At 63.6% G+C, this 22,751-nt stretch carries 22 protein-coding genes; 6 read left to right on the top strand and 16 right to left on the bottom strand.

The window, feature by feature from the left end:
- The first annotated feature begins 20 nt into the window (after positions 1-20).
- Positions 21-257: a BolA family transcriptional regulator gene (locus KF719_RS03150; protein WP_293507013.1), complete on the top strand. Its 237-nt coding sequence runs from the start codon at positions 21-23 to the stop codon at positions 255-257.
- Positions 258-297: 40 nt separating this feature from the next.
- Positions 298-636 (top strand): Grx4 family monothiol glutaredoxin, encoded by a 339-nt coding sequence (gene grxD / locus KF719_RS03155; RefSeq protein ID WP_293507015.1) that lies wholly within the window; start codon positions 298-300, stop codon positions 634-636.
- A 70-nt stretch (positions 637-706) separates the two neighbouring features.
- Here the strand turns inward: grxD and rpsD are convergent, their stop codons facing one another.
- Both rpsD and KF719_RS03165 read right to left on the bottom strand, forming a co-directional pair.
- Positions 707-1,327, bottom strand: a complete 621-nt coding sequence (rpsD, locus tag KF719_RS03160) for a 30S ribosomal protein S4 (protein WP_293507017.1) — start codon at positions 1,325-1,327, stop codon at positions 707-709.
- Between the two features lie 223 nt (positions 1,328-1,550).
- On the bottom strand, positions 1,551-2,342 hold the full coding sequence (locus KF719_RS03165) for an RNA methyltransferase (RefSeq protein ID WP_293507018.1): 792 nt from the start codon (positions 2,340-2,342) through the stop codon (positions 1,551-1,553).
- Between the two features lie 154 nt (positions 2,343-2,496).
- Here KF719_RS03165 and KF719_RS03170 point away from each other — a divergent pair, with 154 nt between their 5' ends.
- The gene (locus KF719_RS03170; RefSeq protein WP_293507020.1) at positions 2,497-3,726 is read left to right on the top strand and encodes an NADP-dependent isocitrate dehydrogenase; all 1,230 of its coding nucleotides are present in this window, start codon (positions 2,497-2,499) and stop codon (positions 3,724-3,726) included.
- Here the strand turns inward: KF719_RS03170 and alaS are convergent.
- The 9 genes from alaS to KF719_RS03215 all read right to left on the bottom strand — a co-directional run bounded on the left by alaS (position 3,723) and on the right by KF719_RS03215 (position 13,881).
- Positions 3,723-6,401 carry an alanine--tRNA ligase gene (alaS, locus tag KF719_RS03175; RefSeq protein ID WP_293507021.1) on the bottom strand — a complete coding sequence of 893 codons (2,679 nt, stop codon included), beginning with the start codon at positions 6,399-6,401 and terminating at the stop codon, positions 3,723-3,725. The two genes, KF719_RS03170 and alaS, sit on opposite strands and share 4 nt — an antisense overlap.
- A 232-nt stretch (positions 6,402-6,633) precedes the next feature.
- Positions 6,634-7,722, bottom strand: a complete 1,089-nt coding sequence (gene recA / locus KF719_RS03180) for a recombinase RecA (protein WP_293507023.1) — start codon at positions 7,720-7,722, stop codon at positions 6,634-6,636.
- 136 nt (positions 7,723-7,858) lie between these two features.
- Complete coding sequence (locus tag KF719_RS03185; RefSeq protein ID WP_293507025.1) at positions 7,859-10,393, bottom strand: ATP-binding protein; 2,535 nt, start codon at positions 10,391-10,393, stop codon at positions 7,859-7,861.
- 92 nt (positions 10,394-10,485) lie between these two features.
- Complete coding sequence (flhB, locus tag KF719_RS03190) at positions 10,486-11,568, bottom strand: flagellar biosynthesis protein FlhB (protein WP_293507027.1); 1,083 nt, start codon at positions 11,566-11,568, stop codon at positions 10,486-10,488.
- A gap of 15 nt (positions 11,569-11,583) precedes the next feature.
- Positions 11,584-12,345, bottom strand: a complete 762-nt coding sequence (gene fliR / locus KF719_RS03195; protein ID WP_293507029.1) for a flagellar biosynthetic protein FliR — start codon at positions 12,343-12,345, stop codon at positions 11,584-11,586.
- Between the two features lie 19 nt (positions 12,346-12,364).
- Complete coding sequence (gene fliQ / locus KF719_RS03200; RefSeq protein WP_293507030.1) at positions 12,365-12,628, bottom strand: flagellar biosynthesis protein FliQ; 264 nt, start codon at positions 12,626-12,628, stop codon at positions 12,365-12,367.
- Positions 12,629-12,666: 38 nt separating this feature from the next.
- Entirely contained in the window at positions 12,667-12,987 is a 321-nt protein-coding gene (gene fliE, locus KF719_RS03205) for a flagellar hook-basal body complex protein FliE (RefSeq protein WP_293507032.1), read from the bottom strand.
- A 16-nt stretch (positions 12,988-13,003) separates the two neighbouring features.
- A complete protein-coding gene (gene flgC, locus KF719_RS03210) occupies positions 13,004-13,414 on the bottom strand; it encodes a flagellar basal body rod protein FlgC (RefSeq protein ID WP_293510568.1) in 411 nt (136 codons plus the stop codon).
- A gap of 38 nt (positions 13,415-13,452) precedes the next feature.
- Positions 13,453-13,881: a flagellar basal body protein gene (locus KF719_RS03215; protein WP_293507034.1), complete on the bottom strand. Its 429-nt coding sequence runs from the start codon at positions 13,879-13,881 to the stop codon at positions 13,453-13,455.
- A gap of 278 nt (positions 13,882-14,159) precedes the next feature.
- Between KF719_RS03215 and KF719_RS03220 the strand changes: the two genes are divergently transcribed.
- Together KF719_RS03220 and fliP are read left to right on the top strand one after the other, a co-directional pair.
- Complete coding sequence (locus KF719_RS03220) at positions 14,160-14,531, top strand: flagellar biosynthetic protein FliO (protein WP_293507036.1); 372 nt, start codon at positions 14,160-14,162, stop codon at positions 14,529-14,531.
- A 14-nt stretch (positions 14,532-14,545) separates the two neighbouring features.
- Positions 14,546-15,292: a flagellar type III secretion system pore protein FliP gene (gene fliP / locus KF719_RS03225; RefSeq protein WP_293510570.1), complete on the top strand. Its 747-nt coding sequence runs from the start codon at positions 14,546-14,548 to the stop codon at positions 15,290-15,292.
- A gap of 13 nt (positions 15,293-15,305) precedes the next feature.
- Here the strand turns inward: fliP and KF719_RS03230 are convergent, their stop codons facing one another.
- The 5 genes from KF719_RS03230 to KF719_RS03250 all read right to left on the bottom strand — a co-directional run bounded on the left by KF719_RS03230 (position 15,306) and on the right by KF719_RS03250 (position 21,638).
- A complete protein-coding gene (locus KF719_RS03230; RefSeq protein ID WP_293507038.1) occupies positions 15,306-18,677 on the bottom strand; it encodes a hypothetical protein in 3,372 nt (1,123 codons plus the stop codon).
- A gap of 176 nt (positions 18,678-18,853) precedes the next feature.
- Complete coding sequence (locus tag KF719_RS03235) at positions 18,854-19,558, bottom strand: FlaA (RefSeq protein ID WP_293507040.1); 705 nt, start codon at positions 19,556-19,558, stop codon at positions 18,854-18,856.
- A gap of 13 nt (positions 19,559-19,571) precedes the next feature.
- Positions 19,572-20,021 carry a DUF6468 domain-containing protein gene (locus KF719_RS03240; RefSeq protein WP_293507042.1) on the bottom strand — a complete coding sequence of 150 codons (450 nt, stop codon included), beginning with the start codon at positions 20,019-20,021 and terminating at the stop codon, positions 19,572-19,574.
- The gene (gene fliM, locus KF719_RS03245) at positions 20,018-21,112 is read right to left on the bottom strand and encodes a flagellar motor switch protein FliM (protein WP_293507044.1); all 1,095 of its coding nucleotides are present in this window, start codon (positions 21,110-21,112) and stop codon (positions 20,018-20,020) included. Before fliM ends, KF719_RS03240 begins: the two co-directional genes overlap by 4 nt.
- Before the next feature lie 19 nt (positions 21,113-21,131).
- A complete protein-coding gene (locus KF719_RS03250; RefSeq protein ID WP_293507045.1) occupies positions 21,132-21,638 on the bottom strand; it encodes a flagellar basal body-associated FliL family protein in 507 nt (168 codons plus the stop codon).
- 352 nt (positions 21,639-21,990) lie between these two features.
- On the opposite strand from KF719_RS03250, the gene flgF reads away from it, so the two are divergent.
- Positions 21,991-22,722, top strand: coding sequence for a flagellar basal-body rod protein FlgF (gene flgF, locus KF719_RS03255; protein ID WP_293507047.1), 732 nt, complete (start codon positions 21,991-21,993; stop codon positions 22,720-22,722).
- Positions 22,723-22,751 lie beyond the last annotated feature (29 nt).

Raw genomic sequence — 22,751 nt, forward strand, 5'->3', positions numbered from 1 at the left:
GAACCGGGAGACGCGCTGACATGGCCATGACCGCCTCGGATATCGAACGCCTGATCAAGGAGGCGCTTCCCGACGCGATCGTCGACATTCGCGATCTCGCCGGCGACGGCGACCACTACGCGGCGAATGTCATCTCGGCGGCCTTCCGGGGCAAGACCCGCGTGCAGCAGCACCAGATGGTCTACAGCGCGCTGAAAGGCGGCATGGGCAACGAGCTTCACGCATTGGCGCTGCAAACCAGCGCGCCGCAGGACTGAAACAAACGCCGGCAGGACGCGCCGCGAAAGGACGAACGAGATGAGCGACAATCCGGTTTTCGACCGCATCAAAACCGAAGTGGCAAGCGAGGACGTGGTGCTCTTCATGAAGGGCACGCCCGTCTTCCCGCAATGCGGCTTCTCCAACGCCGTCGTGCAGGTGCTGACCTATCTCGGCGTCCCCTTCAAGGGCATCGACGTGCTGGCCGACGACGAGATCCGCCAGGGCATCAAGGAATTCTCCGACTGGCCGACCATTCCGCAATTATATGTGAAGGGCGAATTCGTCGGCGGCTGCGACATCGTCCGCGAAATGTTCGAACAGGGCGAGCTGCGCGAATACCTCGCCGCCAAGGGCGTCGAAACGCAAGCCGCGTAAGAGTTCTTCTCCGGGCAACAAAAAAGGCCGCTCGAAAGAGCGGCCTTTTCGTTGGTCTTGCGCGCGAGAACTAGCTGCGCGAGTAGAATTCGACGACAAGGTTCGGTTCCATGTGCGCGGCATAGGGCACATCGGCGAAGGCCGGGATGCGCACGAATTTCGCGGTCATCTTGTCGTGATCGACTTCGAGATAGTCCGGCGTGTCGCGCTCGGCCGACTGCGCGGCTTCGAGCACCAGCCCAAGCTGCCGCGACTTCTCGCGGACCGAAACCACATCGCCCTCACGCACCCGGTAGCTCGGCACGTTGACGCGCTTGCCGTTGACCATCACATGGCCGTGCGAAACGAACTGGCGCGCGGCGAACACGGTGGGAACGAACTTGGCGCGGTAGACGACGGCGTCGAGACGGCGCTCCAGGAGGCCGATCAGAAGCTCGCCGGTGTCGCCCCGCAGACGGTCGGCGTCCTTGTAGATGCCGCGGAACTGTTTTTCGGAAATGTTGCCGTAGAAGCCCTTCAGCTTCTGCTTGGCGCGCAGCTGCACGCCGTAGTCCGAGAGCTTGCCCTTGCGGCGCTGGCCGTGCTGGCCGGGGCCGTACTCGCGGCGGTTGACCGGGCTCTTCGGACGACCCCAGATGTTTTCGCCCATCCGGCGGTCGATCTTGTACTTGGACTCCTGGCGCTTTGTCATCGCGGTTTCCTTGGTTCGGAAATTAAGGAAACGCGCCCTCCTTTGCCCTTTTCGGGCCGACAGGGGCTGGCTACAAGCGTCGCCGTCCCCGCGGGTGCGTATTCGAATGAAACCGGGCCCCCGAAATGCCGGGAGCCCGTTTCGAGGCGGGTTTTAGCGCGGGGGCCAAGCCCTGTCAAACCGCGCAAGGCCGGCCGGGAAACGGGCAGATCCAGGCCTTGTTCTACGCGCCCTCCGGCCCCTCGCCTTTCGGCACCCGCCTTGTGAGCGCGGCGACGACGCCCCGGAGCGTGCGCACTTCCTGCTCGGTGAGCGCCGCCCGCTGGAACATGTTGCGCAGGTTGCGGATCATCGAGGGCTTCTTCTCCGGCGGCTTCAGGAAGCCGAACCGGTCGAGCTCGGTTTCGAGATGCTCGAAGAAGCCGAGAAGCTCGTTCTTGTTGGCCGGCCGCGTCTGCTGATAGTCGATCCGCGCCGCCTCGGTCGCATCGCCTGCCTTGTGCCATTCATAGGACATCAACAGCACGCATTGGGCGAGGTTGAGCGAGGCGAAGGCCGGATTGACCGGCACCATCATCAGTGCGTCGGCAAGTGCCAGATCGTCGTTCTCAAGCCCGGTGCGCTCCGGCCCGAAAAGAAGGCCCGCCTGCCCACCCTTTCGGACGGCATCGCGCAGGCCCGCCGCCGCCGCTTCGGGCGTCAAAATCGGCTTCACCATGTCGCGCGCACGCGCTGTCGTCGCGATGACATAATCGAGATCGGCGACGGCCGCCGCCGTCGTGTCGAACACCCGCGCGCCGTCGACCACGATGTCGGCGCCCGACGCCGCCGCGCGGGCGCGCTCGTTGGGCCAGCCGTCGCGCGGCCGCACCAGCCGGAGGTCGGTCAGCCCGAAATTGAGCATGGCGCGCGCCGCCGTGCCGATATTCTCGCCAAGCTGCGGTGCGACCAGAATCACCGCCGGTCCCGCCTCATACGGGGTTTCGCCTCTCCTGGTCTGGTCGGTTCCGGCCATGGGGTTGAAAGTTTCCGTTACGGAAGTGGGCGTGCGTCAATAAGCGATTGCCCGCCTTTAATCAATCGGCCCGCAATGTTATAGGGAAGAGGCTCGTTTTGCGCCCGCTTCGCGCCTGCCCACCCCGCCCGTTACACGTCTTGAAGGACCCCCCATGCCGAAGATCAAAGTCGCAAACCCCGTGGTCGATCTCGATGGCGATGAGATGACCCGGATCATCTGGCAGATGATCAAGGACAAGCTGATCTTCCCCTATCTCGACCTCGATATCGACTATTACGACCTCGGCATGGAGCATCGCGACGCCACCGACGACAAGGTGACGGTCGAAAGCGCCGAAGCAATCAAGAAGCACGGTGTCGGCGTCAAATGCGCGACCATCACGCCCGATGAGGCGCGCGTCGAGGAATTCAAGCTGAAGAAGATGTGGAAATCGCCCAACGGGACGATCCGCAACATTCTCGGCGGCACGGTGTTCCGCGAGCCCATCATCTGCCGCAACATCCCGCGTCTCGTGCCCGGCTGGACCGAGCCCATCGTCATCGGCCGTCATGCCTTCGGCGACCAGTACCGCGCCACCGACATGCTGATCCCCGGCAAGGGCAAGCTGACGATGAAGTGGGTGTCGGCAGACGGCAAGGACACGATCGAGGAGGAGATTTTCGATTTCCCGTCCGGCGGCGTCGCGATGGGCATGTACAATCTCGACGACAGCATTCGGGATTTCGCCCGCGCCTGCATGAAATTCGGCCTTGATCGCAAATATCCGGTCTATCTCTCGACCAAGAACACGATCCTGAAAACCTATGACGGCCGCTTCAAGAATCTCTTCCAGGAGATCTACGAGAAGGAATTCAAGGCCGACTTCGACGCCGCGAAGATCACCTACGAGCACCGGCTGATCGACGACATGGTGGCCTCGTCGATGAAATGGTCCGGCGGTTATGTGTGGGCCTGCAAGAACTACGATGGCGACGTGCAGTCGGACTCAGTCGCGCAGGGCTTCGGCTCGCTCGGCCTGATGACTTCGGTGCTGCTGACGCCGGACGGCAAGATCATGGAAGCCGAAGCCGCACACGGCACCGTGACGCGCCACTACCGCGCCCATCAGCGTGGCGAAGAGACCTCGACCAACTCCATCGCCTCGATCTTCGCCTGGACGCGCGGCCTTTCGCATCGCGCCAAGCTCGACGGCAACGATGCGCTGGCGAAGTTTGCAGCGACGCTCGAAAAAGTCTGCGTCTCGACGGTCGAGAGCGGCTACATGACGAAGGACCTGGCGCTGCTGGTCGGCTCGGAACAATCATGGCTGTCGACGGAAGGCTTCCTCGACAAGGTGGCCGAGAACCTCGACAAGGCGCTGGCGAAACAGGGCCTCGCCTAAGCCGCGCCCGCGAGCTCGCCGACGGCCGCACGCACCGCGTCGAGCGCGGCATCGGCCTTCGCGCCATCGGGACCGCCGGCCTGCGCCATGTCGGGCCGCCCGCCGCCGCCGGCGCCGCCCATCGCGGCCGAACCGGCCTTCACCAGATCGACGGCGTTGAACTTCGCCGTCAGGTCCGCCGTCACGCCAACCGCAATCGCGCCCTTGCCATCTTCGCTGACGGCAACGAACGCGACGACGCCGGACCCGACCTGCTTCTTGGCGTCATCCACAAGCCCGCGCAAATCCTTCGGATTGACGCCGTCGAGCTTGCGCGCGACGAGCTTGACGCCGCCAAACTCCTGCACCGGCGTTTCCACCGCGCCGCCGCCCGAGCCGCCGCCCATGGCAAGCTTCTTTTTCGCCTCGGTCAGTTCGCGTTCGAGCCGCTTGCGTTCTTCCATCAGCGAGACGACGCGCGCCGGCAAATCCTCCGGTGAAATTTTCAGCGCGCCGGCGGCTTCCCTGAGCGTCCGGTCCTGTTCGACGAGATAGGCCCGCGCGCCCTCGCCCGTCAGCGCCTCGATGCGGCGGATGCCCGACGCGACCGCGCTCTCGCTGACGATCTTGAAGATCGCGATGTCGCCGACGCGGCGCACATGCGTGCCGCCGCAAAGCTCGACCGAATAGACGCCATTGTCGTTGTTCTCGTCGTGCCCCATTGCCAGCACGCGAACCTCGTCGCCATATTTCTCGCCGAACAGCGCCAGCGCACCGGCCTCGATCGCCTGTTCGGGCGTCATCAGCCGCGTCGAGACCTCGACATTCTGACGGACGATGCGATTGACGATGGTTTCGACCTCGGCGATTTCCGCCGCCGTCATCGGCTTCGGATGGCTGAAGTCGAAGCGCAGGCGCTCCGGCCCGACCATCGAGCCCTTCTGCGTGACATGGGCCCCCAGCACACGCCGCAGCGCCTCATGCACAAGATGCGTTGCCGAGTGATTGGCGCGCGTCGCCGTGCGCAGGGCGCTGTCGACCTGCATCTCGACAATGTCGCCGAGTTTGAGATTGCCGCGCGCGAGCTTGCCGATATGCACATGCAGGTCGCCGAGCTTTTTCATCGTGTCCGAAACCGGAAACTCCGCGCCGCCGGACGTGAACAACACACCGCTGTCGCCGACCTGCCCGCCGGACTCGCCATAGAACGGCGTCTGGTTGGCGATGATCGCGGCTTCCGTGCCGGCCGCGATTTCATCGACCGGCTTTCCGTCGACAACGATCGCAACGATCTTGCCCTCGGCATTCTCGGTTTCGTAACCGAGAAACTCCGTCGCGCCGTGCTTCTCGCGAAGCTCGAACCAGACGGCCTCGGTTGCCTTCTCGCCGGAACCCGACCATGCGGCGCGCGCATCCTGGCGCTGCTTCGCCATCGCCGCGTCGAACCCCGTCTGGTCGACGCTCATGCCGCGCGAGCGCAGCGCATCCTGCGTCAGATCGAGTGGAAAGCCGTAGGTGTCGTAGAGCTTGAAGGCGACGTCGCCGGGGAGCACGCCCTTGCCCTGCTGCTTCTCGATTTCCTCGTCGAGCAGCTTCAACCCGCGCGTCAGCGTTTCGCGGAAGCGCGTTTCCTCGAGCTTCAGCGTTTCGGTGATCAGCGGTTCGGCGCGGCGCAACTCGGGATAGGCATCGCCCATCTGCCGGACGAGCGCCGGCACCAGCCGCCACATCAGGGGCTCGGCGACGCCGACAAGCTGCGCATGGCGCATGGCGCGGCGCATGATGCGGCGAAGCACATAGCCGCGGCCTTCATTGGACGGCATCACGCCGTCGGCCAGCAGGAAGGACGACGAGCGCAGATGATCGGCGATAACGCGGTGGCTCACCGTATGCGGGCCATCGGGATCGCTCTTCGATGCCTCCGCCGAGGCGACGATCAGCGCGCGCATCAGATCGGTCGCGTAATTGTCATGCGTGCCCTGCAGCACCGCCGCCATGCGCTCGAGCCCCATGCCGGTGTCGATCGAGGGCTTGGGCAGGTCGAGGCGCGATCCGTCGGCCTGCTGTTCATATTGCATGAACACCAGGTTCCAGATTTCGATGAACCGGTCGCCGTCCTGATCCGGGCTGCCGGGCGGGCCGCCGGGAATCTTGTCGCCGTGATCGAAAAAGATTTCCGAGCAGGGTCCGCACGGGCCCGTATCGCCCATCGACCAGAAATTGTCGGATGTCGGAATGCGGATGATGCGGCTCTCCGGCAGGCCGGCAATCTTCCGCCACAGGCCGAACGCCTCGTCGTCTTCGGCATAGACGGTCGCGATCAGGCGCTCTTTCGGCAGCCCGAATTCGGCCGTGACCAGCCGCCAGGCAAATTCGATCGCCTCGGCTTTGAAGTAGTCGCCGAAGGAGAAATTGCCGAGCATCTCGAAGAAGGTGTGATGCCGCGCCGTGTAGCCGACATTGTCGAGATCGTTATGCTTGCCGCCGGCGCGCACGCATTTCTGCGACGATGCGGCGCGAACATAGGGGCGCTTTTCCTGGCCGGTGAAGACGTTCTTGAACGGCACCATGCCGGCATTGGTGAAGAGCAGCGTCGGATCGTTGTTCGGCACAAGCGGCCCCGAGGCGACAACCTCGTGGCCCTCGGTCCGGAAGAACTCCAGGAACTTCGCTCTGATCTCGTTGAGGCCGGCCATGGTTTCGTTGGTCTCGCAATCGGGCTTCGGGAATATCCGCGAACAGCGCGACCGAAAAGCCCGCCATTCGCCCGTTTATTCCCCGATTATCCGGAAAAATCCAGCGCCCCGAGCTTTTACCTGCCGCCCCGCCGACTGTCCAGAATGGCCCGCCAAACGGCACAAATGAAAACGGCGCCGGAGGGTACCCGGCGCCGCTTCGGCTCTCATCAGGAAACGAGAAACACGGGGTTCAGGCGCTGGCCTCCAGATCGCCGTCGTCATCCTCGCTGGAGGGTTCCGCCTGCATGATCTGCTCGGCGATCAGACCGGCATTCTGGCGGACCGCCGCCTCGATTTCGGCGGCCATGTCGGGATTGTCCTTGAGGAACTGCTTGGCGTTCTCGCGGCCCTGACCGATGCGCTGGCTGTTGTAGGAGAACCAGGAACCGGACTTCTCGACGATACCGGCCTTGACGCCGAGATCGACAAGCTCGCCGGTCTTCGAAATGCCCTCGCCATACATGATGTCGAATTCGACCTGCTTGAAGGGCGGTGCGACCTTGTTCTTGACGACCTTGACGCGGGTCTGGTTGCCGACCACCTCGTCGCGCTCCTTGATCGCGCCGATGCGGCGGATGTCGAGCCGGACGGAGGCATAGAATTTCAGGGCATTGCCGCCGGTGGTCGTTTCGGGGCTGCCGAACATCACGCCGATCTTCATGCGGATCTGGTTGATGAAAATGACCATCGTGTTCGACTTGGAAATCGAGGCGGTGAGCTTCCGGAGCGCCTGGCTCATCAGCCGCGCCTGGAGGCCGGGCAGACTGTCGCCCATCTCGCCTTCGAGTTCGGCCTTGGGTGTCAGCGCCGCGACCGAGTCGATCACCAGCACATCGACGGCGCTGGAGCGCACAAGCGTGTCGGCGATTTCGAGCGCCTGCTCGCCGGTATCGGGCTGGGAAATCAGCAATTCGTCGAGCTGCACGCCGAGCTTGCGGGCATAGATCGGGTCGAGCGCGTGTTCGGCATCGACAAAGGCGCAGACGCCGCCCTTTTTCTGGGCTTCGGCAATGGTTTGCAACGCCAGCGTGGTCTTGCCGGACGATTCCGGCCCGTAGATTTCGATGACGCGGCCGCGCGGCAAGCCGCCGATCCCCAGCGCAATGTCGAGGCCGAGCGATCCGGTCGAGATCGCCTCGATCTCCACGATCTGCTCGTTCTTGCCGAGCCGCATGATGGAGCCCTTGCCGAACGACCGCTCGATCTGGCTGAGAGCGGCGTCCAGCGCCTTCTTCTTGTCTGAATCGTCTTTCACGAGGCTCACAACATTCTTTGACATGACCGGTTTCCCCTTATTCCATTGCCCGCCGAGTCGCGCAATGCGGTTAATGTACCGGTTTTGTTCTCAGTAGCAATGGAATTTTTAAGTTGTTGATCTTGTTATATTATCTAGAACGTGTTCGCTGGAAGTTCCGTCATTTCGCGTTCATCACTTCCTTGACGGCCGCCGCAAGCTGCTTCAGCGAAAAGGGCTTGGGCAGGAAGTGGAATTCCTGTTCGGGATCGAGGCTTTTGGCGAAGGCATCCTCCGCATAGCCGGACACGAAGATGATCGGCGTGTCCGGCAGCTTGTGCTTCAGCTCCTTGGCCATGGTCGGCCCATCCATGTTGGGCATCACGACGTCGGACACCACGAGATCGATACGGCCCTCATGGGCATCGACCACCGCAAGCGCCGCCTCGCCGCTCTCGGCCTGCAGCACCTCATAGCCGCGCGTCGCCAGCGCCCGCGCCGCAAAAGTGCGCACGGCGTCCTCGTCCTCGACCAGCAGGATCGTCCCCTTGCCGGTGAGATCGGAAGGCTCCGGCGGCGCGGCGGCCAGCGAGATTTCCTCCTGCTTCCGGTCGGCCGCCGTTTCGACATAGCGCGGCAGATAGATGCGGAAGGTCGTGCCTTTGCCGACCGTCGAATAGGGGAAGATGAAGCCGCCCGTCTGCTTGACGATGCCATAGACCGTCGAGAGGCCGAGCCCTGTGCCCTTGGAGGGATCCTTGGTCGTGTAGAACGGCTCGAAAATCTTGCCGAGATTTTCCTTCGGAATGCCGTGGCCGGTATCGGCAACCTCGATCAGCACATATTCGCCATGCGGCATCAGCGCGTGATCGAGCGCCCGGCTGTCGGCCTCCGACACATTGGCGGTGCGGATCGTCAGACGCCCGCCCTCGTCCGGCATCGCGTCTCGCGCGTTGACGGCGAGATTGATGACGACCTGCTCAAGCTGGTTCTGGTCGACCTTGACGAGGCCGAGATCGCGGCCATGCACGATCTTCAGTTCGACCTTTTCGGTGAGCAGCCGCGCCAGCAGGTTCTGCAGTTCGGCCAGCGCATCCGTCAGGGACAACACCTTGGGGCGCAGCGTCTGCCGCCGCGAGAAGGCCAGCAACTGGCGCGTCAGGTTGGCGGCGCGGTTGGCGTTCTGCTTGATCTGCACGACGTCGGCAAAAGATGGATCGCCCGCCTGGTGGCGCGCCAGCAGCAGATCGCAAAAGCCGATGATCGCCGTCAGCAGATTGTTGAAGTCGTGCGCGACGCCGCCCGCGAGCTGGCCGACGGCCTGCATCTTTTGCGACTGCGCGAATTGCATCTCGAGCGATTTCTGTTCGGTCGCATCGACCAGATAAACGACCAGCGCCGCGCCCTCGCCCGCATCGACGCGTGCGGCATAGAGCTGGCCGACCCGCTCGGCGTTGCGCTGCAGGTGAATATCGACCGCGGCGCCCGACAACTGCCCCGTTCGCGCGCGACCCAGCAATTCGTCGACGGCCGGCCGGTCGTCCTCGGCCACGAGATCGGCGAGCCGCATGCCCCGTTCGACGCTCTCGCCGACATAGCCGACAAAGGCGCTGTTGGCATTGTCGATCCGGCCGTCCTGATCGACCGTCGCAATGCCGATCGGCGCATTGTTGAAGAAGCGCGCAAACCGCATCTCGGCGTCGCGGGCCGTCACCTCGGCCTTGTCGCCGGTCGTCCGGTTGAGCACCAGCGCAAAGATATGCCCCGGCCGGCCGCGCACGCCCTCAAGCCTGCTGCGAATGATGCGGACCGGCACGGCGCGGCCCTCCGGTCCCTTCAGATCGAGATCGAGCGGCGCCATTTCGCCGTCCGGACCGCCTTCCCCGTCGGTCAGCGCCGGCGCTTCGCCAAGCGCCAGATCGGAAAGCGTCAGGCCGCGCCCGGTGACATGCGCCGGTTCGACATCGAGCCAGCGGCCAAGCGTCGGATTGAGATAGACGATGGCGCCGCGTTCGGCATCGGCGGCGAAGAAACCGACAGGGGCGTTCTCGATATAGGAAATGGACCGCTTGTGCGTGCGCTCGGCGAGTTCGGCGCGGTCGCGCTCCACCGTCAGGTCGCGAAACAGCCAGACGGCGCCGCCATCGGCACCGCTGAGCGGCCGCACCACCACTTTGTAAAGACGCTCGACGCCGCCCGGCGTCTCGAAACGGACATCTTCTTCCGCGGCAAAGCCGGTGCGCGCGGCCTGTGCCAGCCGGAAGGCCACTTCGGCCATGTCGCCCCGCCCCGCCAGAAGCCGCTCCAGCGGCGCCGGCCGGTCGAGATCGAAGCCGCCCGCCAGCATCCGGTAGGCCTCATTGGCAAACAGGATCGAACCGCGCCGGTCGGTGGCATAGCAGGGATCGGGCAGCGCGTTCAGCGCCTCGCCGGCAGCCAGCGGCGACCGGCTCAACGCATCGGCATTGCTGCCGGAAAAGCTGTAGAGAACGGCACCCGCAATCGCGACCAGACCGGACACGGTCAACGCGCCCGGCACACCGAAGGCGTGAACGCCGGCTGTATCGAGCAATGTCGTGACGACACCGATCGCGACGCCGCCAAGGACGATCCAGCGCCGCGCCGGTAACACCCGGCCGGCACTGCCGTCCGCCGCCTGCCGATCGGCGGCTGCACCGTCGATCGTGTCGGCATAATCGGCCGGCGTCTCGGCCATTCCCAACTCCCGGTCTGGTTTGCCGTCAACGGGTTTGTCGTCCGCCTGTTTGCCGTCGAAACACACGGCGCACAGCCGACAACCGGCCCGAATCACTTCCGGCCGCGTCCGCCGGTCATCTTAGCCTTAAGCCGCATCACATAGCCAATCACCTCGGCGACGGCCTTGTAGTGTTCCGGGTTGATTTCCTGGTCGATCTCGACAGTCGCATGCAGCGCGCGGGCGAGCGGCGGATTTTCGACAATCGGCACATCGTGCTCGATACCCATTTCACGGATGCGGAAGGCGACCGCATCGACGCCCTTGGCGACGCAGACCGGCGCGCCCATGCCCTGTTCATATTTGAGCGCCACGGCATAGTGGGTCGGGTTGGTGATGATGACGGTCGAGGTCGGCACGGCGGCCATCATGCGCTTGCGCCCGCGCTCGACGCGGATCTGGCGCAGCTTCGCCTTGACCGTCGGATCGCCTTCCATCTGTTTGTATTCGTCCTTGACCTCCTGCACGGTCATGCGCTGCTTCTTCATCCATTGCAGCCGCTCGAAGAGATAATCGAGCGCCGCAACGACCGTCATCACCGCAATCACGCCGGCAAACATCTTCAACGCCAGCTCGCGCACCAGCGGCAGAAGCTGGGCGATCTCCCATGTCATCATCAAGGCCAGCCGGTCGCGCTCGGGCCAGATGATCAACGTTGCAACGACGCCGACAACCGAGAGCTTGACGATGCCCTTGGCAAGGTTCATCAGGCTTTTCGCGCCGAAAAGGCGCTTCAGCCCTTCCTTGGGCGAAATCTTCGAGAGCTTCGGTTTCATCCTGTCGGCCGTGAACACCGGCGCGTGCTGGATGACGTTTCCGAGCAGCGCCGCCAGGATGAGGATCGCCAATGGCGGCAGCAACGCGCCGAACGCGGCGCCGCCGATGTCGAGCCAGATCTTGCGCAGGTGATCCGGGTCCATCGGAATGGCTTCCGGCTGCGCGAGGAATATCTTGAACGTGCCCGACAGCGAACTCACCGTCGACGTTCCCATCAGCGCAATCGCGATCGCGGCGCCCAGCATCACGAACCAGGTGCTGACTTCCTGGCTCTTGACGACATCGCCCTTCTTCTGGGCTTCTTCCAGTTTTCGGTGTGTTGGTTCTTCTGTTTTTTCCGAATCGTCATGTTCCGACATGGGCGTGCCCCTCGCCTAGCCGACAAACATGGAGATCGTCTGCTCAAAGCTCTGCAGGAACCATGTCATCATGGCGCCGAGCAGCAGCATCAGCAGAATGAGACCGAGCCCGATATTGGCGGGCATCGCGATAAAGAAAATCTGTATCTGTGGCATCAGGCGCGAAAGGATGCCGATGCCGAGATAGAAGATCAGTCCGAACACCAGAAACGGCGCCGCAAGCTGCAATCCGAGCCGGAATGCGCCGGACACGATCTTGACGACCATCTGCGTGAAATCGCCGACCGGCAGCGCCGCGCCGGGACGGAAAATTTCGTAGCTGTCGCGCATCGCCACGATCAGCAAATGATCGAGACCGGTCGCGAAGATCAGCGTCACCGCAAGCAGCGACAGGAAGTTGGCGATCATCACGCCCTGCATGCCCTGCGTGGGATCGACGTTCTGGGCGAATGCAAGGCTCATCTGCAGCGCGATGATGTTACCGGCGACGTGAAGCGCGCTCATAATGAGCCGCGCCGCGCTGCCGATGAAGAGACCGACGACGATTTCGTGAACCACCATGAAGACAAGCGCCGGGACCGTTTCCGGCAGTGTGCCGTAGTTGCCGGCGACAAGCGGCATCATGATAAGCGACAGCAGCAGCGCCATGATGAGCCGCGCCTGCGCCGGAATGCTCGCTTCGCCGAGCGCCGGCATCAGCATCAGCATCGCCGCGATGCGCGAAAACACGAGCAGGAAAATGAAGGCGGTTTGCGGCAGGAAATCGACGGTGATCATGATGGCGTTCCCGGCACGATCAACCGGACACGATCTTTTGCGCGATCAGATTCATGAAACCGCCAAGCGACGAACCCATGAACGGCAGCGCGACGAGCAGCGTCACGAAAATGGCGAGAATCTTCGGTACGAAGACCAGCGTCATTTCCTGTACCTGCGTCAACGCCTGCAGAAGCGCAATCGCCAGACCGACGGCGAGCGCGATGATCATCATCGGCGCCGCCAGCGTCAGCAGCACATAGATCGCCTGCCGCGCCAGATCGAGAATTTCCGGTCCGCTCATTTTGTGGTTACGCCCCTCGCCGCCCCAACCGCCGATCGTCAGATCGGCATACGCATGATTTCCTGATAGGCCGTGATCACCTTGTCGCGCACGGTCACGACCGTCTGCAACGTGGCTTCGGCCTCCGCGACCGCCGTCACAACATCGACGATGTTGCCCTCGCGGCCGCTTGTCGTCGCTGCAATCTTCTGTTCGCCAGCCTTTGCGGTTTCCACCGCCTCGTCGAGCGCCTGCTTCAGGATGTCGCCGAAACCGCCGGCGCCGTCCTTGACGCCGCCCGCCTGCCCCGCCGGCGCACCGGCGCCGATGCCGGCGGCGCGGGCATAGGCGTCGAGCGCGAATGATGCCGGAATGCTCATGTCTCGCTAGCTCCCCTTACTTGCGCAGAATTTCGATCGTCTGCGAGATCATGCGGCGCGATGCCTGGATGAGATTGAGATTGGCCTCGTAGCTGCGCTGTGCCTCGCGCATGTCCATCGCCTCGACCATGCCGTTGACGTTCGGCATCTTGACGTAGCCGTTCTCGTCGGCGCCGGGATGGCCGGGCATGTATTTGAGCTTGAATTCGGTCTTGTCCAGCACCGGCCGGCCGAGCGACACGACATGCGTGCCGATTTCGCGGTCGAGATTTTGCTGGAAGGTCGGTATCCGCCGCTGATACGGGTCGCCGCCGGGTATGCGTGACGCCGAATCCGTGTTGGCGATGTTCTCGGCGATGATGCGCATGCGCCCGCTCTGGGCTTTCAGCCCCGAAGCCGCAACCATCATCGACTTGATAAGGTCCATGGCGCTCATGTCGATCTTTTCCCTTCAGGCCCGAACGCTCAGGGGCGTCCAAGCGCAATCCTGATCAGACCGAGGCTCTTGGAATAGAGCCCGGTCACCGCCTGATAATCCATCTGCGTCTCGGCGACCTTGATCATCTGCTCCTCGAGCACGACCGAGTTGCCGCCGGGCGTCGTCTCGAAGTCGGGCCGCTTGACGATCTGCCCGCCCGTCGCCTGTCCCGGCCGGAAGCCGGCGCCCGAGCCCGTGGCCGGGCTGCCGATATGCAAAGCCTGCGTCGCGACGGGCGCGAGCACAGGCCCGCTCCGCTTCACCATCGCGCCGAAATCGAGCTGTTTGAGATCGCGCGCGGTATAACCGGGCGTGTCCGCATTGGCGACGTTTTGCGCGAGCACCTGCTGACGCTGCGTCAGCCACTGCATGCGCTGCTTCATCATCTCGATGATCGGAAGACTGCCGATTGTCATAGCCCGCGTGCCCATCAGCCGGTCAGTCGAACACCCTTGTTCTGGGCGCAATCGGGACCGGGTCCGAAGCCACGCATTCCTTGGCGGCAAACCCGAGTTTTGCCTCCGAGAGTTAAGATCGTGCTAACGCGGCAAAATTGTCCCGGTGCGTTCACAAACGGCTAACCAGCGGACGCCTTGCAATCCCTCGCCCTTAACCCGGTATTAAGCCTGAGGCGGCAAATTCTTCCCATGACAGGGCCGGCCGGGCGGCCGCCCTCAGGTGGGGTTTACGGGCAATGGAAGTCTCCGAAATTTTGCGGTTCGTCGCCGCATTGGTCTTCATCATCGGCCTGATCGGCCTGTGCGCCTTCGTTGCGCGCCGCATGGGCTTTGCGGCCGGCGGCATCGTGACGCCGGGCAGCCAGAAGCGTCTCGCCATCGTCGAGGTAAAACCTGTCGATGCGAAACACCGCCTGTTGCTGATCCGCCGCGACGGCAAGGAACATTTGATCCTTCTCGGCGGCGATCAGTCCCTGCTGATCGAGACCGGCATCGATGCGCCGGCGCCCATGGCGCTGGCCGACACGGCTTCCGGTGCGGCGGCCCAGCCGGCGCCCGTTCTGCAGTTCCAGCGTATCGTCGATTTCATCAAGGAGCGCCGCGCGTGACCCGTCTTCCCGTTATGTCGGCGCGCAGCAAGCGCCTGCTGACCGGCCTCGTTGCCGCGCTTCTGTCGTTCGGCCTTGCCGACCCGGCTTTCGCCAACCAGATCCGCGTCGATCTCTCCGACGGCCTCGGCCTTACCGACCATGTCGTGCAGATCGTCGCGCTGGTGACGATCCTGAGCCTTGCACCCTCAATCCTGATCATGGTCACGTCCTTCGTGCGCATCATCGTGGTGCTGTCGCTGCTCCGGACCGCCATGGGCATGCAGCAATCGCCGCCGAACGCGGTTCTGGTCAGCCTCGCGCTCTTCCTGACGGCCTTCGTGATGACGCCAACCTTCACCAAAGCCTATGACGCCGGCATCCTGCCCTTGATGAACCAGGAAATGGAGATGGGCGAGGCTTTCGAGAAGTCGAGCGAGCCGTTCAAGACCTTCATGCTTTCGCAGGTGCGCAAACAGGACCTGAAACTCTTCGTCGACCTGTCGGACATCGAAGAGCCCGAACAGGCAACCGACATCGGTCTTCAGGTGCTGGTCCCCGCCTTCATGATCAGCGAGTTGCGCCGCGCCTTCGAGATCGGCTTTCTGGTCTTCCTGCCCTTCATCATCATTGACATGGTGGTCGCGTCGGTGCTGATGTCGATGGGCATGATGATGCTGCCGCCGATCATCATCTCGTTGCCGTTCAAGCTGATCTTCTTCGTGCTGGTCGACGGCTGGTCGCTGATCGCGGGAAGTCTGGTCCAGAGCTTCGGCACCTGACGGCGCCCCTGCCCTAGTTGATCGCCGACGACGCGTTGTCCTTCAGCGAGGTCACGAACCGCTCCATCGTGTCGATGGAGGCGATGCGGCTGGCCAGTTCGCGGAACGCAACACCCTGCTCGACGATCGGATCGGAAACCACGGCAAAGGCGCCGGCATCCGCGCTGCGGCTCATGGCCTCGCCGAACTTGGTCCGCAGGCGCGAAAGCCCGCCCTCGTCGCCGGCCAGCGAATAGGCCACAGCCGCCCGCATCACCTGCAGGCGCGTGTCGTCCGAAAGCGCAGCCTCGGCCTTCCAGCTATCGCCGAGCATGGCCTCGAAAGCATCGCCCGCTTCTTCCCAACGGCCCGCCTGCCAAAGCACATCGGCCCGCAATGTCCTGGACAGCGCGTCGTTTCGCTCTTCGAGCAGATCGAGCGCGTAGTCATATTGTTTCAGCTCGGCAAGCGCCCGCGCCTCGATCAGCAGCCGACGCTCCGCCAGCGCTTCGGGCAGCAAATTCTGTTTTGTGGCGCGCAATGCCGCCAGCGCATTTTCCGGTTTTTCGTCGAGCAGCAGAATGGCCGCAAGCCGCGCCGCGACCTGCGCCTTGGCAACGCCGCCATGCAGCCGGTTGGCGACCTGGTAGTCGAGAAGCTGTGCCGCCTGAAGCAGCAGGTCCGCCTCCACAAGACGCTCAGCGAGATGACGGATCATCTCGTCGCCGCGCTGGCCGATGGGCGTCAGATCCTTGAAGCTCTCGAAAAAGGCCAGCGCCTGCAACGGCGTCATGCGGCTCGCGTCCTCGCCGAGGAAGAAATCGGCGAACAGGTCGGACATCTGCATGTTCATCCGGTGCGCGTGATCGCTGTCGGGATAGTTCGCGGTCGCAATGCGCATGATCTTCAGCGCATCGACGATGCCACCCGACTCGAGATGAAGCGAAGCCAGTTTGCTGAGCACCTCGAGCTCCAGCGCGTCGCCGCGCCAGGCGTAGCGCAGGCTTTCGAGCTCTTCTGCCAGCGCATCGTTGTCGATCTCCCCGGTCTTGTTGAGCAGAACCGCCTTGCCGAAGCGCGCCCGCGCCGCAATCGGCGGATATCCGTTCTCGATGGCCCGGTCGTAGCGGACAAGCGCCTCGTCGGTGCGGCCGAGCCGGTCGGCGATCATTGCATCGACAAGCATGATTTCGGCCTGCGCCCGGCGGCCTTCCGGTTCTTCGGGGAATGCCGCCGCATGATGTCTTGCACCATCGACGTCGTTGGCCGCCAACGCGGCTTCGGCCGCGCGCGCCCGGAAAATGGTCCGCCAACCGTCGTCGAATGAATCCATGACGGCGCCCGCCAGCGCAAACTGGGCGCGCGCCGCATCCCAGTGGCCGAGTTGCGCCCGTGCGAGGCCGCGCCAGACCGCAGCATGCGGAATGTTGTCGAGCCCGTTGCCGCTGAGGCTTCGGATCGCGTCGACATAGCGTCCGCTCATCGCCTCCGCGACGCCCTTGACCCCGCGAAAGGCCGGATCCTTGATCAGCGCGGCGTCTTCGATTGCCGCCGCGTTGAGCGCCGCCAGCGCTTCCTGCGCAAGTCCGTAGCCGAGGAGAAATTTCGCATAGTCGAAGCGCGCCGCACCGATCTCCTGCGTCACAGCCGCAGCCAGGCGATCCAGATGAAATTGACGCCGCTCGATGAAGTTTCTCCCCGGCGCAACCCGCCAGGCGTCAAACTCCATCACCGCCGGAAGCGCGGTAGCGCTGGCCAGAATGCCGCCGGAAACGGCGTTGCCGGCATCGCCCGAAAGCATCAGCCCGTCCTGTCGCGACACCACAACATTGTCGGGCGCCGCGGCGACGATGAGATCGTCGGCGATCGGCACGATCGCAATACCTTGCGACGTCTGGAGCACCTGAAATTCCACAAAACTGTGCGGCGTCTGAACGGCCTGCGATGGGCCCCGCGCTGTCGCGACGATCAGCATGTCGCCGACCCGCCGGTCTTCGAACTTGAAGACCTTGCGCGTCGCCTTGAGATCGAACGTCACGCTGCCGCGCCCGTCCTCCCGCCAGTTGCGCGAAATCGCAATCGGCCGCCCGGTCGTCTGAAGCGTTTCGCCGGCGGAGATGCGCCAGTCGGCACCCTCCTCGACGACGCTGACAAGCACACGCTCATGCAGCGGCAGAACGAGCGCCACGCCACCGTCGAAACGAACGACTTCCGGCTCGCCGAACGGCGCCGGAGATCCGGCCTCTGCCGCAAAGACCAGACCGGCCGTGTCGATCGGCAAGGCCTCATCGAAGACCATCCACAAACGGTCCGCGCGTTCGAACACCGCGGCACCGACCGGTTCCGGCCATGAAACGACAATATCGGTGCCGCCGCGACCATCCCGAATGCTCGCAACCGCCTCGCCGACCGGCCTCACGCTGGCAGGCATCGGTCCGGCCGCAGCTGCCGGCGCCGCATCGGCCGCAGACGCGTCCTCGGCCTTGGCTTCAACCGCATCGGTTCCAACCTCGCCGGAGGCCGCAACTTCTTCTTCCGCCGGTTCTTCCTTCGCTTCGGGCCGGGCGGCTTGCGGACGAATGTCGGTCGGACCGGCGGCAACGGGCACCTCGGCGTTGTCCCGCGTATTTCCCGGCTTGAGGTCGAGCACGACCGCCATATCTTCGCGGAAATCCGTGATGACGACGCCCGGCTTCAGCGTCAAGATCACCGCAAGCCGTCCCTCATGTTCGATGGCGGTCGCGTGGCTGAGAAAAGGCGGCGGATCGACGCGCAAGGATGACAGATCGACGGTTGCCGTCCGGTCGAAGGTGATGGTCGCGAGCCCCTGCCGCTGCACCAGCGAATAAAGCACGGGCTGGTTCCAGTCGAAGACGAGACGCGAAATCCCTTCATGGCGCGCGACGCGCACATCGAGGCCGGGCAAGGGCACATCCGGTTCGACGATGCCTTGCGCCGCGGCGACGGCCTTGGCTTCCTCTGCGGCCCTTTTCTCCGCGGCGGCGGCGGCGATGCGCGCCACAACCTCGGCCGGAAGCGGCGGCGCCGCATGGGTCCATTGCGACGGCATCAGATCGACGTAAAGCGACATCTCGGCCTGCTTCGCATCGCTCCAGAAATCGGCCTTGAGTGCGAAGCGCAGCGTCTTGCCGTCGTCGTCCTGGCGAACCGTTGCGATGAAGCGCGGCATCTGGCGCGCGAATTCGTCGAGATTGACCGAAACGGCCCGGTCGAAGGCGAGAACCATCACGCCGGCATTGATTTCGATCCGGTGTTTTGGCACCGCCCCCTGAAACGAGAAAATCATGCGGCCATAGCCGTCATTCTCGCTGAGGTCGAGACGGTCGAGCGCGGCTTGCGCCCAGGCGCCGGCCGGCGCCAACAGCAGGAGAAGTGCAAACGCCATCGCACCCGCAAGGTTGCGATGTCTTGTGCCGCCCGTCATATGTCGATGGATTTCGCTCACACCCGGCGCACGCCCCTGCAGCTTCTGCCAAAATCACGCGGCTTTCTGCCGCGCATCGGTGCAGTCTACGGGCCGGTCGGTTAAACGGTGCTTAAAGAACGGCGTTTTTTCGCGGATTAGCTGGCGTTTTTGTCCACCGGCAAGGCCGCTTCCGGCACCGGCATGTCGACCAGGCGCTCGCCGGTCGCCAGTTCGACGGTCAGGTCCTGGGCCACCACCGGGTCCATCGCAGCCAGCACGGCCGACATCTTGCGTGGCTGCATCCGCTTGACGACATCGAGCAGCACGCCCATGTCGAGGCGTTCGAAAATCCGGGCAGCGTCCTTGGGCTTCATGCCCTCATACATCGCGACCAGCGAGGCCATTTGTGCCTCCTGGGCCGCGTCGATCTCGGCGATCCGGCTGTTGATCTTCCGGTCGATCTCTCTGAGTTCGGCGATCCGGTCCTCGACGCGCTTTTCGGCCGCCGCCAGAACCTGCTCGCGCATATCGAGTGTTTCGGCCCGCTTGTTGAGCTCCGCACGCCGCGCCGCGAGGCTTTCGAGCACCGACATTTCCGCCTTGCTGAGCCGCGGGTCGCCCTGCGCCGCGAAATCCTCCGGCCGCAACACTTCATCGGCCGCAGCCGTTTGCCCGCCTTCGTCCGGCGCCGCCGTTTCGGCCGCAACCGCCTCGGTCTTGGCCCCCTCCGCCCGCGCGACCGCAATACCCGCAAAGGATTGCGTGCCGGCGCCGCCTGTTGCCAGGTCGGCCAGCTTCAGACCCAGCAGCATCGAGGCGCAGAGTATGACGATCGGCAGCAGTCGAAGACGGTCCATCATGATTTCGGTTGCCTCAACGTGCCCGCTTCAGCGCATCGAGCAGCGGATGCGTTGCACGGGACGGATTGCTGGTGTCGCGGGAAACGCTCGCCGGCGTCTGGCGCGGGCCCGCGGCGGGCCGCACCAGCGGTGGTTTGTCGTTCCGTTCGAGCCGGTCCGCAATGCGATCGCCCGCCTCGAGCATCAATGCCAGTTCGTCCGCAAGCCCCCGGGCTCGCCGGACGCGCTCGCCGAGATCTTCGCCGGTGGCGGCGCTCGCCGCTTTCAGATTGTTGATGGCCGCTGCGGCTTGCGCCGTCGCGGTGTTGAGATCATTGATGAGGTCGCGCAAACCGTCCTGACCCGACCGCATCGCCCGCAGGCGGCGATCCAGCATCGCGCAATAGGCGATGGTCGCGATCAGAAAGAGACAGACGATGCCCTCAAGGAGAACGCCGAACGGTACGGCCTGAAGAACGGTCATTTGAACGCCCCCGAAATTCTGGATTCAACGGCCTTTTTTTCCGGTTCCACAAGCGCCGCCCGTCTGTGCTTGCGGATTGCCTGTTCGATACGCACCGCGACATGATTGCCGACGCGCCCCATTCGGCCGGTCGCCACATGCACCCCGCCGCAGCGCATATCGATCACGCCATCGGGCGTGTTGTTGAACATCAGCGTCTGGCCGACCTGGAAATCCATGACGTCGCGCAGCGTGAGCTGCTGCTGGTCGAGCACGGCTTCGACCGGAACCCGCGTCGACCAGAGCTCTGTCGCGAGATGCCCTTCCCAGATGGTGTCGCGGCCGAATTTCTCGCCCATGAACATCTGCAACAGCAATTCGCGGATCGGTTCCAGCGTCGCATAGGGCAACATCAGTTCGATGCGCCCGCCGCGATCTTCCATGTCGACGCGCAGCTTGACGAGAATGGCCGCATTCGCCGGACGCGCAATCGCCGCGAAACGCGGATTGGTTTCCATGCGGTCGAGTTCGAGCGTCACCGGCGACAAGGGCTCGAATGCCGCCTGCACATCCTGCAGCACGACTTCGATCATGCGCTGCACGAGATTCAGTTCGATGGTGGTATAGGGCCGGCCTTCGATGCGCATCGCCGCCGTGCCGCGCCGTCCGCCCAGCAAAACGTCGACGATCGAGTAGATGAGGTTCGAGTCGACCGTGAACATGCCGTAATTGTCCCACTGCTTCGCGCGGAAAACAGCAAGAATGGCAGGCAACGGAATCGAATTGAGGTAATCGCCGAAACGGATCGACGAGACGTTGTCGAGCGACACTTCGACGTTGTCGGAGGTGAAATTTCGGAGCGACACGGTCATCAAACGGACGAGCCGGTCGAACACGATCTCGAGCATCGGCAACCGCTCGTAGGACACAAGCGCCGAATTGACGATGGCATCGATGCCGTGCCGGTCCTGCGTTTGCCCTTCCTCGACCTCAAAGCCGAGCAGACTGTCGATTTCGTCCTGGTTGAGCACGCGCTCCGGCGCTTTCGCCGCCGCTTGCGCAGCATTGGCGAGCACGTCCGAGTCTTTGTCCTTGACGTCTGTGGTGGCCATAAAACGGTCCCCGAACCCTTTACTGAACGATGATTTCCCGGAACAGAATGTCCGTGACGAGCGGTTTCTGGGTCGCAAGCGTCAGGCGGCGCATCAGCTCTTCCTTCAGGCTGAGCATCCCTTGCGAGCCTTCGAGGTCTTCCGGCCGGAGATCGCGCAGGAACGTCTGGAAGCCGTCGAGCACGCGCGGCATCTCGAGTTCGAGACGCTTGACGGCTTCGGCATCCACAACCTGCAAAGACACGCGCATCTTGAGGTAGTGCGCGGGCGGCGGGCCGCTGAGGTTCACCAGAAAATCCGGCAGATCGTAGAACACCGGATCCGCGACCACTTCCTCGACGGGCTTTTCTTCGCCGGATCCACCGAAAATGCCCGACATGTAGAGACCGGCGCCGGCGCCGATCAGAACCAGCACCGGCAACGCGACATAGAGAACGAGCACCTTGCCGGCGATCCGGCGTCGTGCCGGCGCTTCGGAAACGTCCTCGTCTTCTTCTTCGGCGACTTCGGCGTCGACTGCAGCCATCTTGAAATGTCCCACCTCGCGGACGTCGCGGCGCCTTCGCCCGCGCTGTCCTTTGCCCTGTGTTCGTCGCATCGCGGCTTCTTCGCGACACAAGGGCGATGCTCTCGCACTTTGGTTAATGAAGCGTTGTGTCCGCCGCTTTCACGGGCCGTCTCAAGCGGAAACCGCCGGCCCGCCGCCGAACCGGCAGAAACTGCCCGGTATTCCCTGCCGCCAAACGGCCGCCCGGTGCAGGAGATGGAGGTTATCTAATTGATTTTATTGATATTTTTATCTGGCACAGGCCCTGCACATCCCTCGGCGGGCCGCCAGTACCAGCGCCTGCAATTTGAACCGGACGACCGACGCCGCCATGGAAAACGCCCTTCTCATAGCCCTATCGCGCCAGATGGCGATGACGCGCGAAATGGCGACCATCGCGAACAACCTCGCGAACATGAACACGGCCGGCTTCAAGTCGGAGGCGATGCTGTTCGACCAGTACGTGATGAAGGACGCCACAGAGGGCAGCAAGGCGGCGAAGATCACCTTCGTTCAGGATTTCGGCCAGCATCGCAACCTGCAAGACGGCACGCTGCAGACAACCGGCAATCCCTTCGACGTGGCGATCAGCGGCGACGGCTTCTTCAGGGTGCAGACAGAGAACAATGTCATGTACACCCGCAACGGTCACTTTCGTCTCGACGAAGCGGGCCAGCTTGTGACGGCGAACGGCGACCCCGTGCTGTCCGACGCCGACGCGCCGATCCTCTTTGCCCAGGACGAAACCGACATCACGATCGCGCGCGACGGTACGGTCTCATCGAGCCTCGGCCTTCGTGGCAAGCTTTCGGTCGTAACCTTCGAAAACCCCCAGGCCATGCAGAACGCCGGCGGAACGCTGCTCGGCACCTTGCAGGACGAGCAGCCCGTCGAGGCGCCGCGCCTGGTGCAGGGCGCGCTCGAAGGTTCGAACGTGCAGCCGATCGTCGAGATGACGAACATGATCGAGGTATCGCGTTCCTATGCGAGCGCACAGAAACTTATCGACCAATCCGACCAGATGCGCCGCAAGGCGATACAGGAACTCGGAAGCCCGGCCTGAGGCCGCTTTCGATATGACACAAGGGTAAG

It is taken from the genome of Parvibaculum sp., assembly GCF_019635935.1.
In the GTDB taxonomy this organism is placed as follows: Bacteria; Pseudomonadota; Alphaproteobacteria; order Parvibaculales; family Parvibaculaceae; genus Parvibaculum.

Coding starts and splice junctions, on each gene's coding strand:
- flgF (WP_293507047.1), top strand. CDS start 21,991: ATGGAAAACGCCCTTCTCATAGCCCTATCGCGCCAGATGGCGATGACG.
- recA (WP_293507023.1), bottom strand. CDS start 7,722: ATGTCAAAGAATGTTGTGAGCCTCGTGAAAGACGATTCAGACAAGAAG.
- grxD (WP_293507015.1), top strand. CDS start 298: ATGAGCGACAATCCGGTTTTCGACCGCATCAAAACCGAAGTGGCAAGC.
- flhB (WP_293507027.1), bottom strand. CDS start 11,568: ATGTCGGAACATGACGATTCGGAAAAAACAGAAGAACCAACACACCGA.
- fliP (WP_293510570.1), top strand. CDS start 14,546: ATGTCGGCGCGCAGCAAGCGCCTGCTGACCGGCCTCGTTGCCGCGCTT.
- KF719_RS03240 (WP_293507042.1), bottom strand. CDS start 20,021: ATGACCGTTCTTCAGGCCGTACCGTTCGGCGTTCTCCTTGAGGGCATC.
- KF719_RS03230 (WP_293507038.1), bottom strand. CDS start 18,677: ATGGCGTTTGCACTTCTCCTGCTGTTGGCGCCGGCCGGCGCCTGGGCG.
- fliE (WP_293507032.1), bottom strand. CDS start 12,987: ATGAGCATTCCGGCATCATTCGCGCTCGACGCCTATGCCCGCGCCGCC.
- KF719_RS03235 (WP_293507040.1), bottom strand. CDS start 19,558: ATGATGGACCGTCTTCGACTGCTGCCGATCGTCATACTCTGCGCCTCG.
- fliQ (WP_293507030.1), bottom strand. CDS start 12,628: ATGAGCGGACCGGAAATTCTCGATCTGGCGCGGCAGGCGATCTATGTG.
- alaS (WP_293507021.1), bottom strand. CDS start 6,401: ATGGCCGGCCTCAACGAGATCAGAGCGAAGTTCCTGGAGTTCTTCCGG.
- KF719_RS03165 (WP_293507018.1), bottom strand. CDS start 2,342: ATGGCCGGAACCGACCAGACCAGGAGAGGCGAAACCCCGTATGAGGCG.
- flgC (WP_293510568.1), bottom strand. CDS start 13,414: ATGGACCTTATCAAGTCGATGATGGTTGCGGCTTCGGGGCTGAAAGCC.
- KF719_RS03250 (WP_293507045.1), bottom strand. CDS start 21,638: ATGGCTGCAGTCGACGCCGAAGTCGCCGAAGAAGAAGACGAGGACGTT.
- KF719_RS03220 (WP_293507036.1), top strand. CDS start 14,160: ATGGAAGTCTCCGAAATTTTGCGGTTCGTCGCCGCATTGGTCTTCATC.
- rpsD (WP_293507017.1), bottom strand. CDS start 1,327: ATGACAAAGCGCCAGGAGTCCAAGTACAAGATCGACCGCCGGATGGGC.
- KF719_RS03215 (WP_293507034.1), bottom strand. CDS start 13,881: ATGACAATCGGCAGTCTTCCGATCATCGAGATGATGAAGCAGCGCATG.
- KF719_RS03185 (WP_293507025.1), bottom strand. CDS start 10,393: ATGGCCGAGACGCCGGCCGATTATGCCGACACGATCGACGGTGCAGCC.
- KF719_RS03170 (WP_293507020.1), top strand. CDS start 2,497: ATGCCGAAGATCAAAGTCGCAAACCCCGTGGTCGATCTCGATGGCGAT.
- KF719_RS03150 (WP_293507013.1), top strand. CDS start 21: ATGGCCATGACCGCCTCGGATATCGAACGCCTGATCAAGGAGGCGCTT.
- fliR (WP_293507029.1), bottom strand. CDS start 12,345: ATGATCACCGTCGATTTCCTGCCGCAAACCGCCTTCATTTTCCTGCTC.
- fliM (WP_293507044.1), bottom strand. CDS start 21,112: ATGGCCACCACAGACGTCAAGGACAAAGACTCGGACGTGCTCGCCAAT.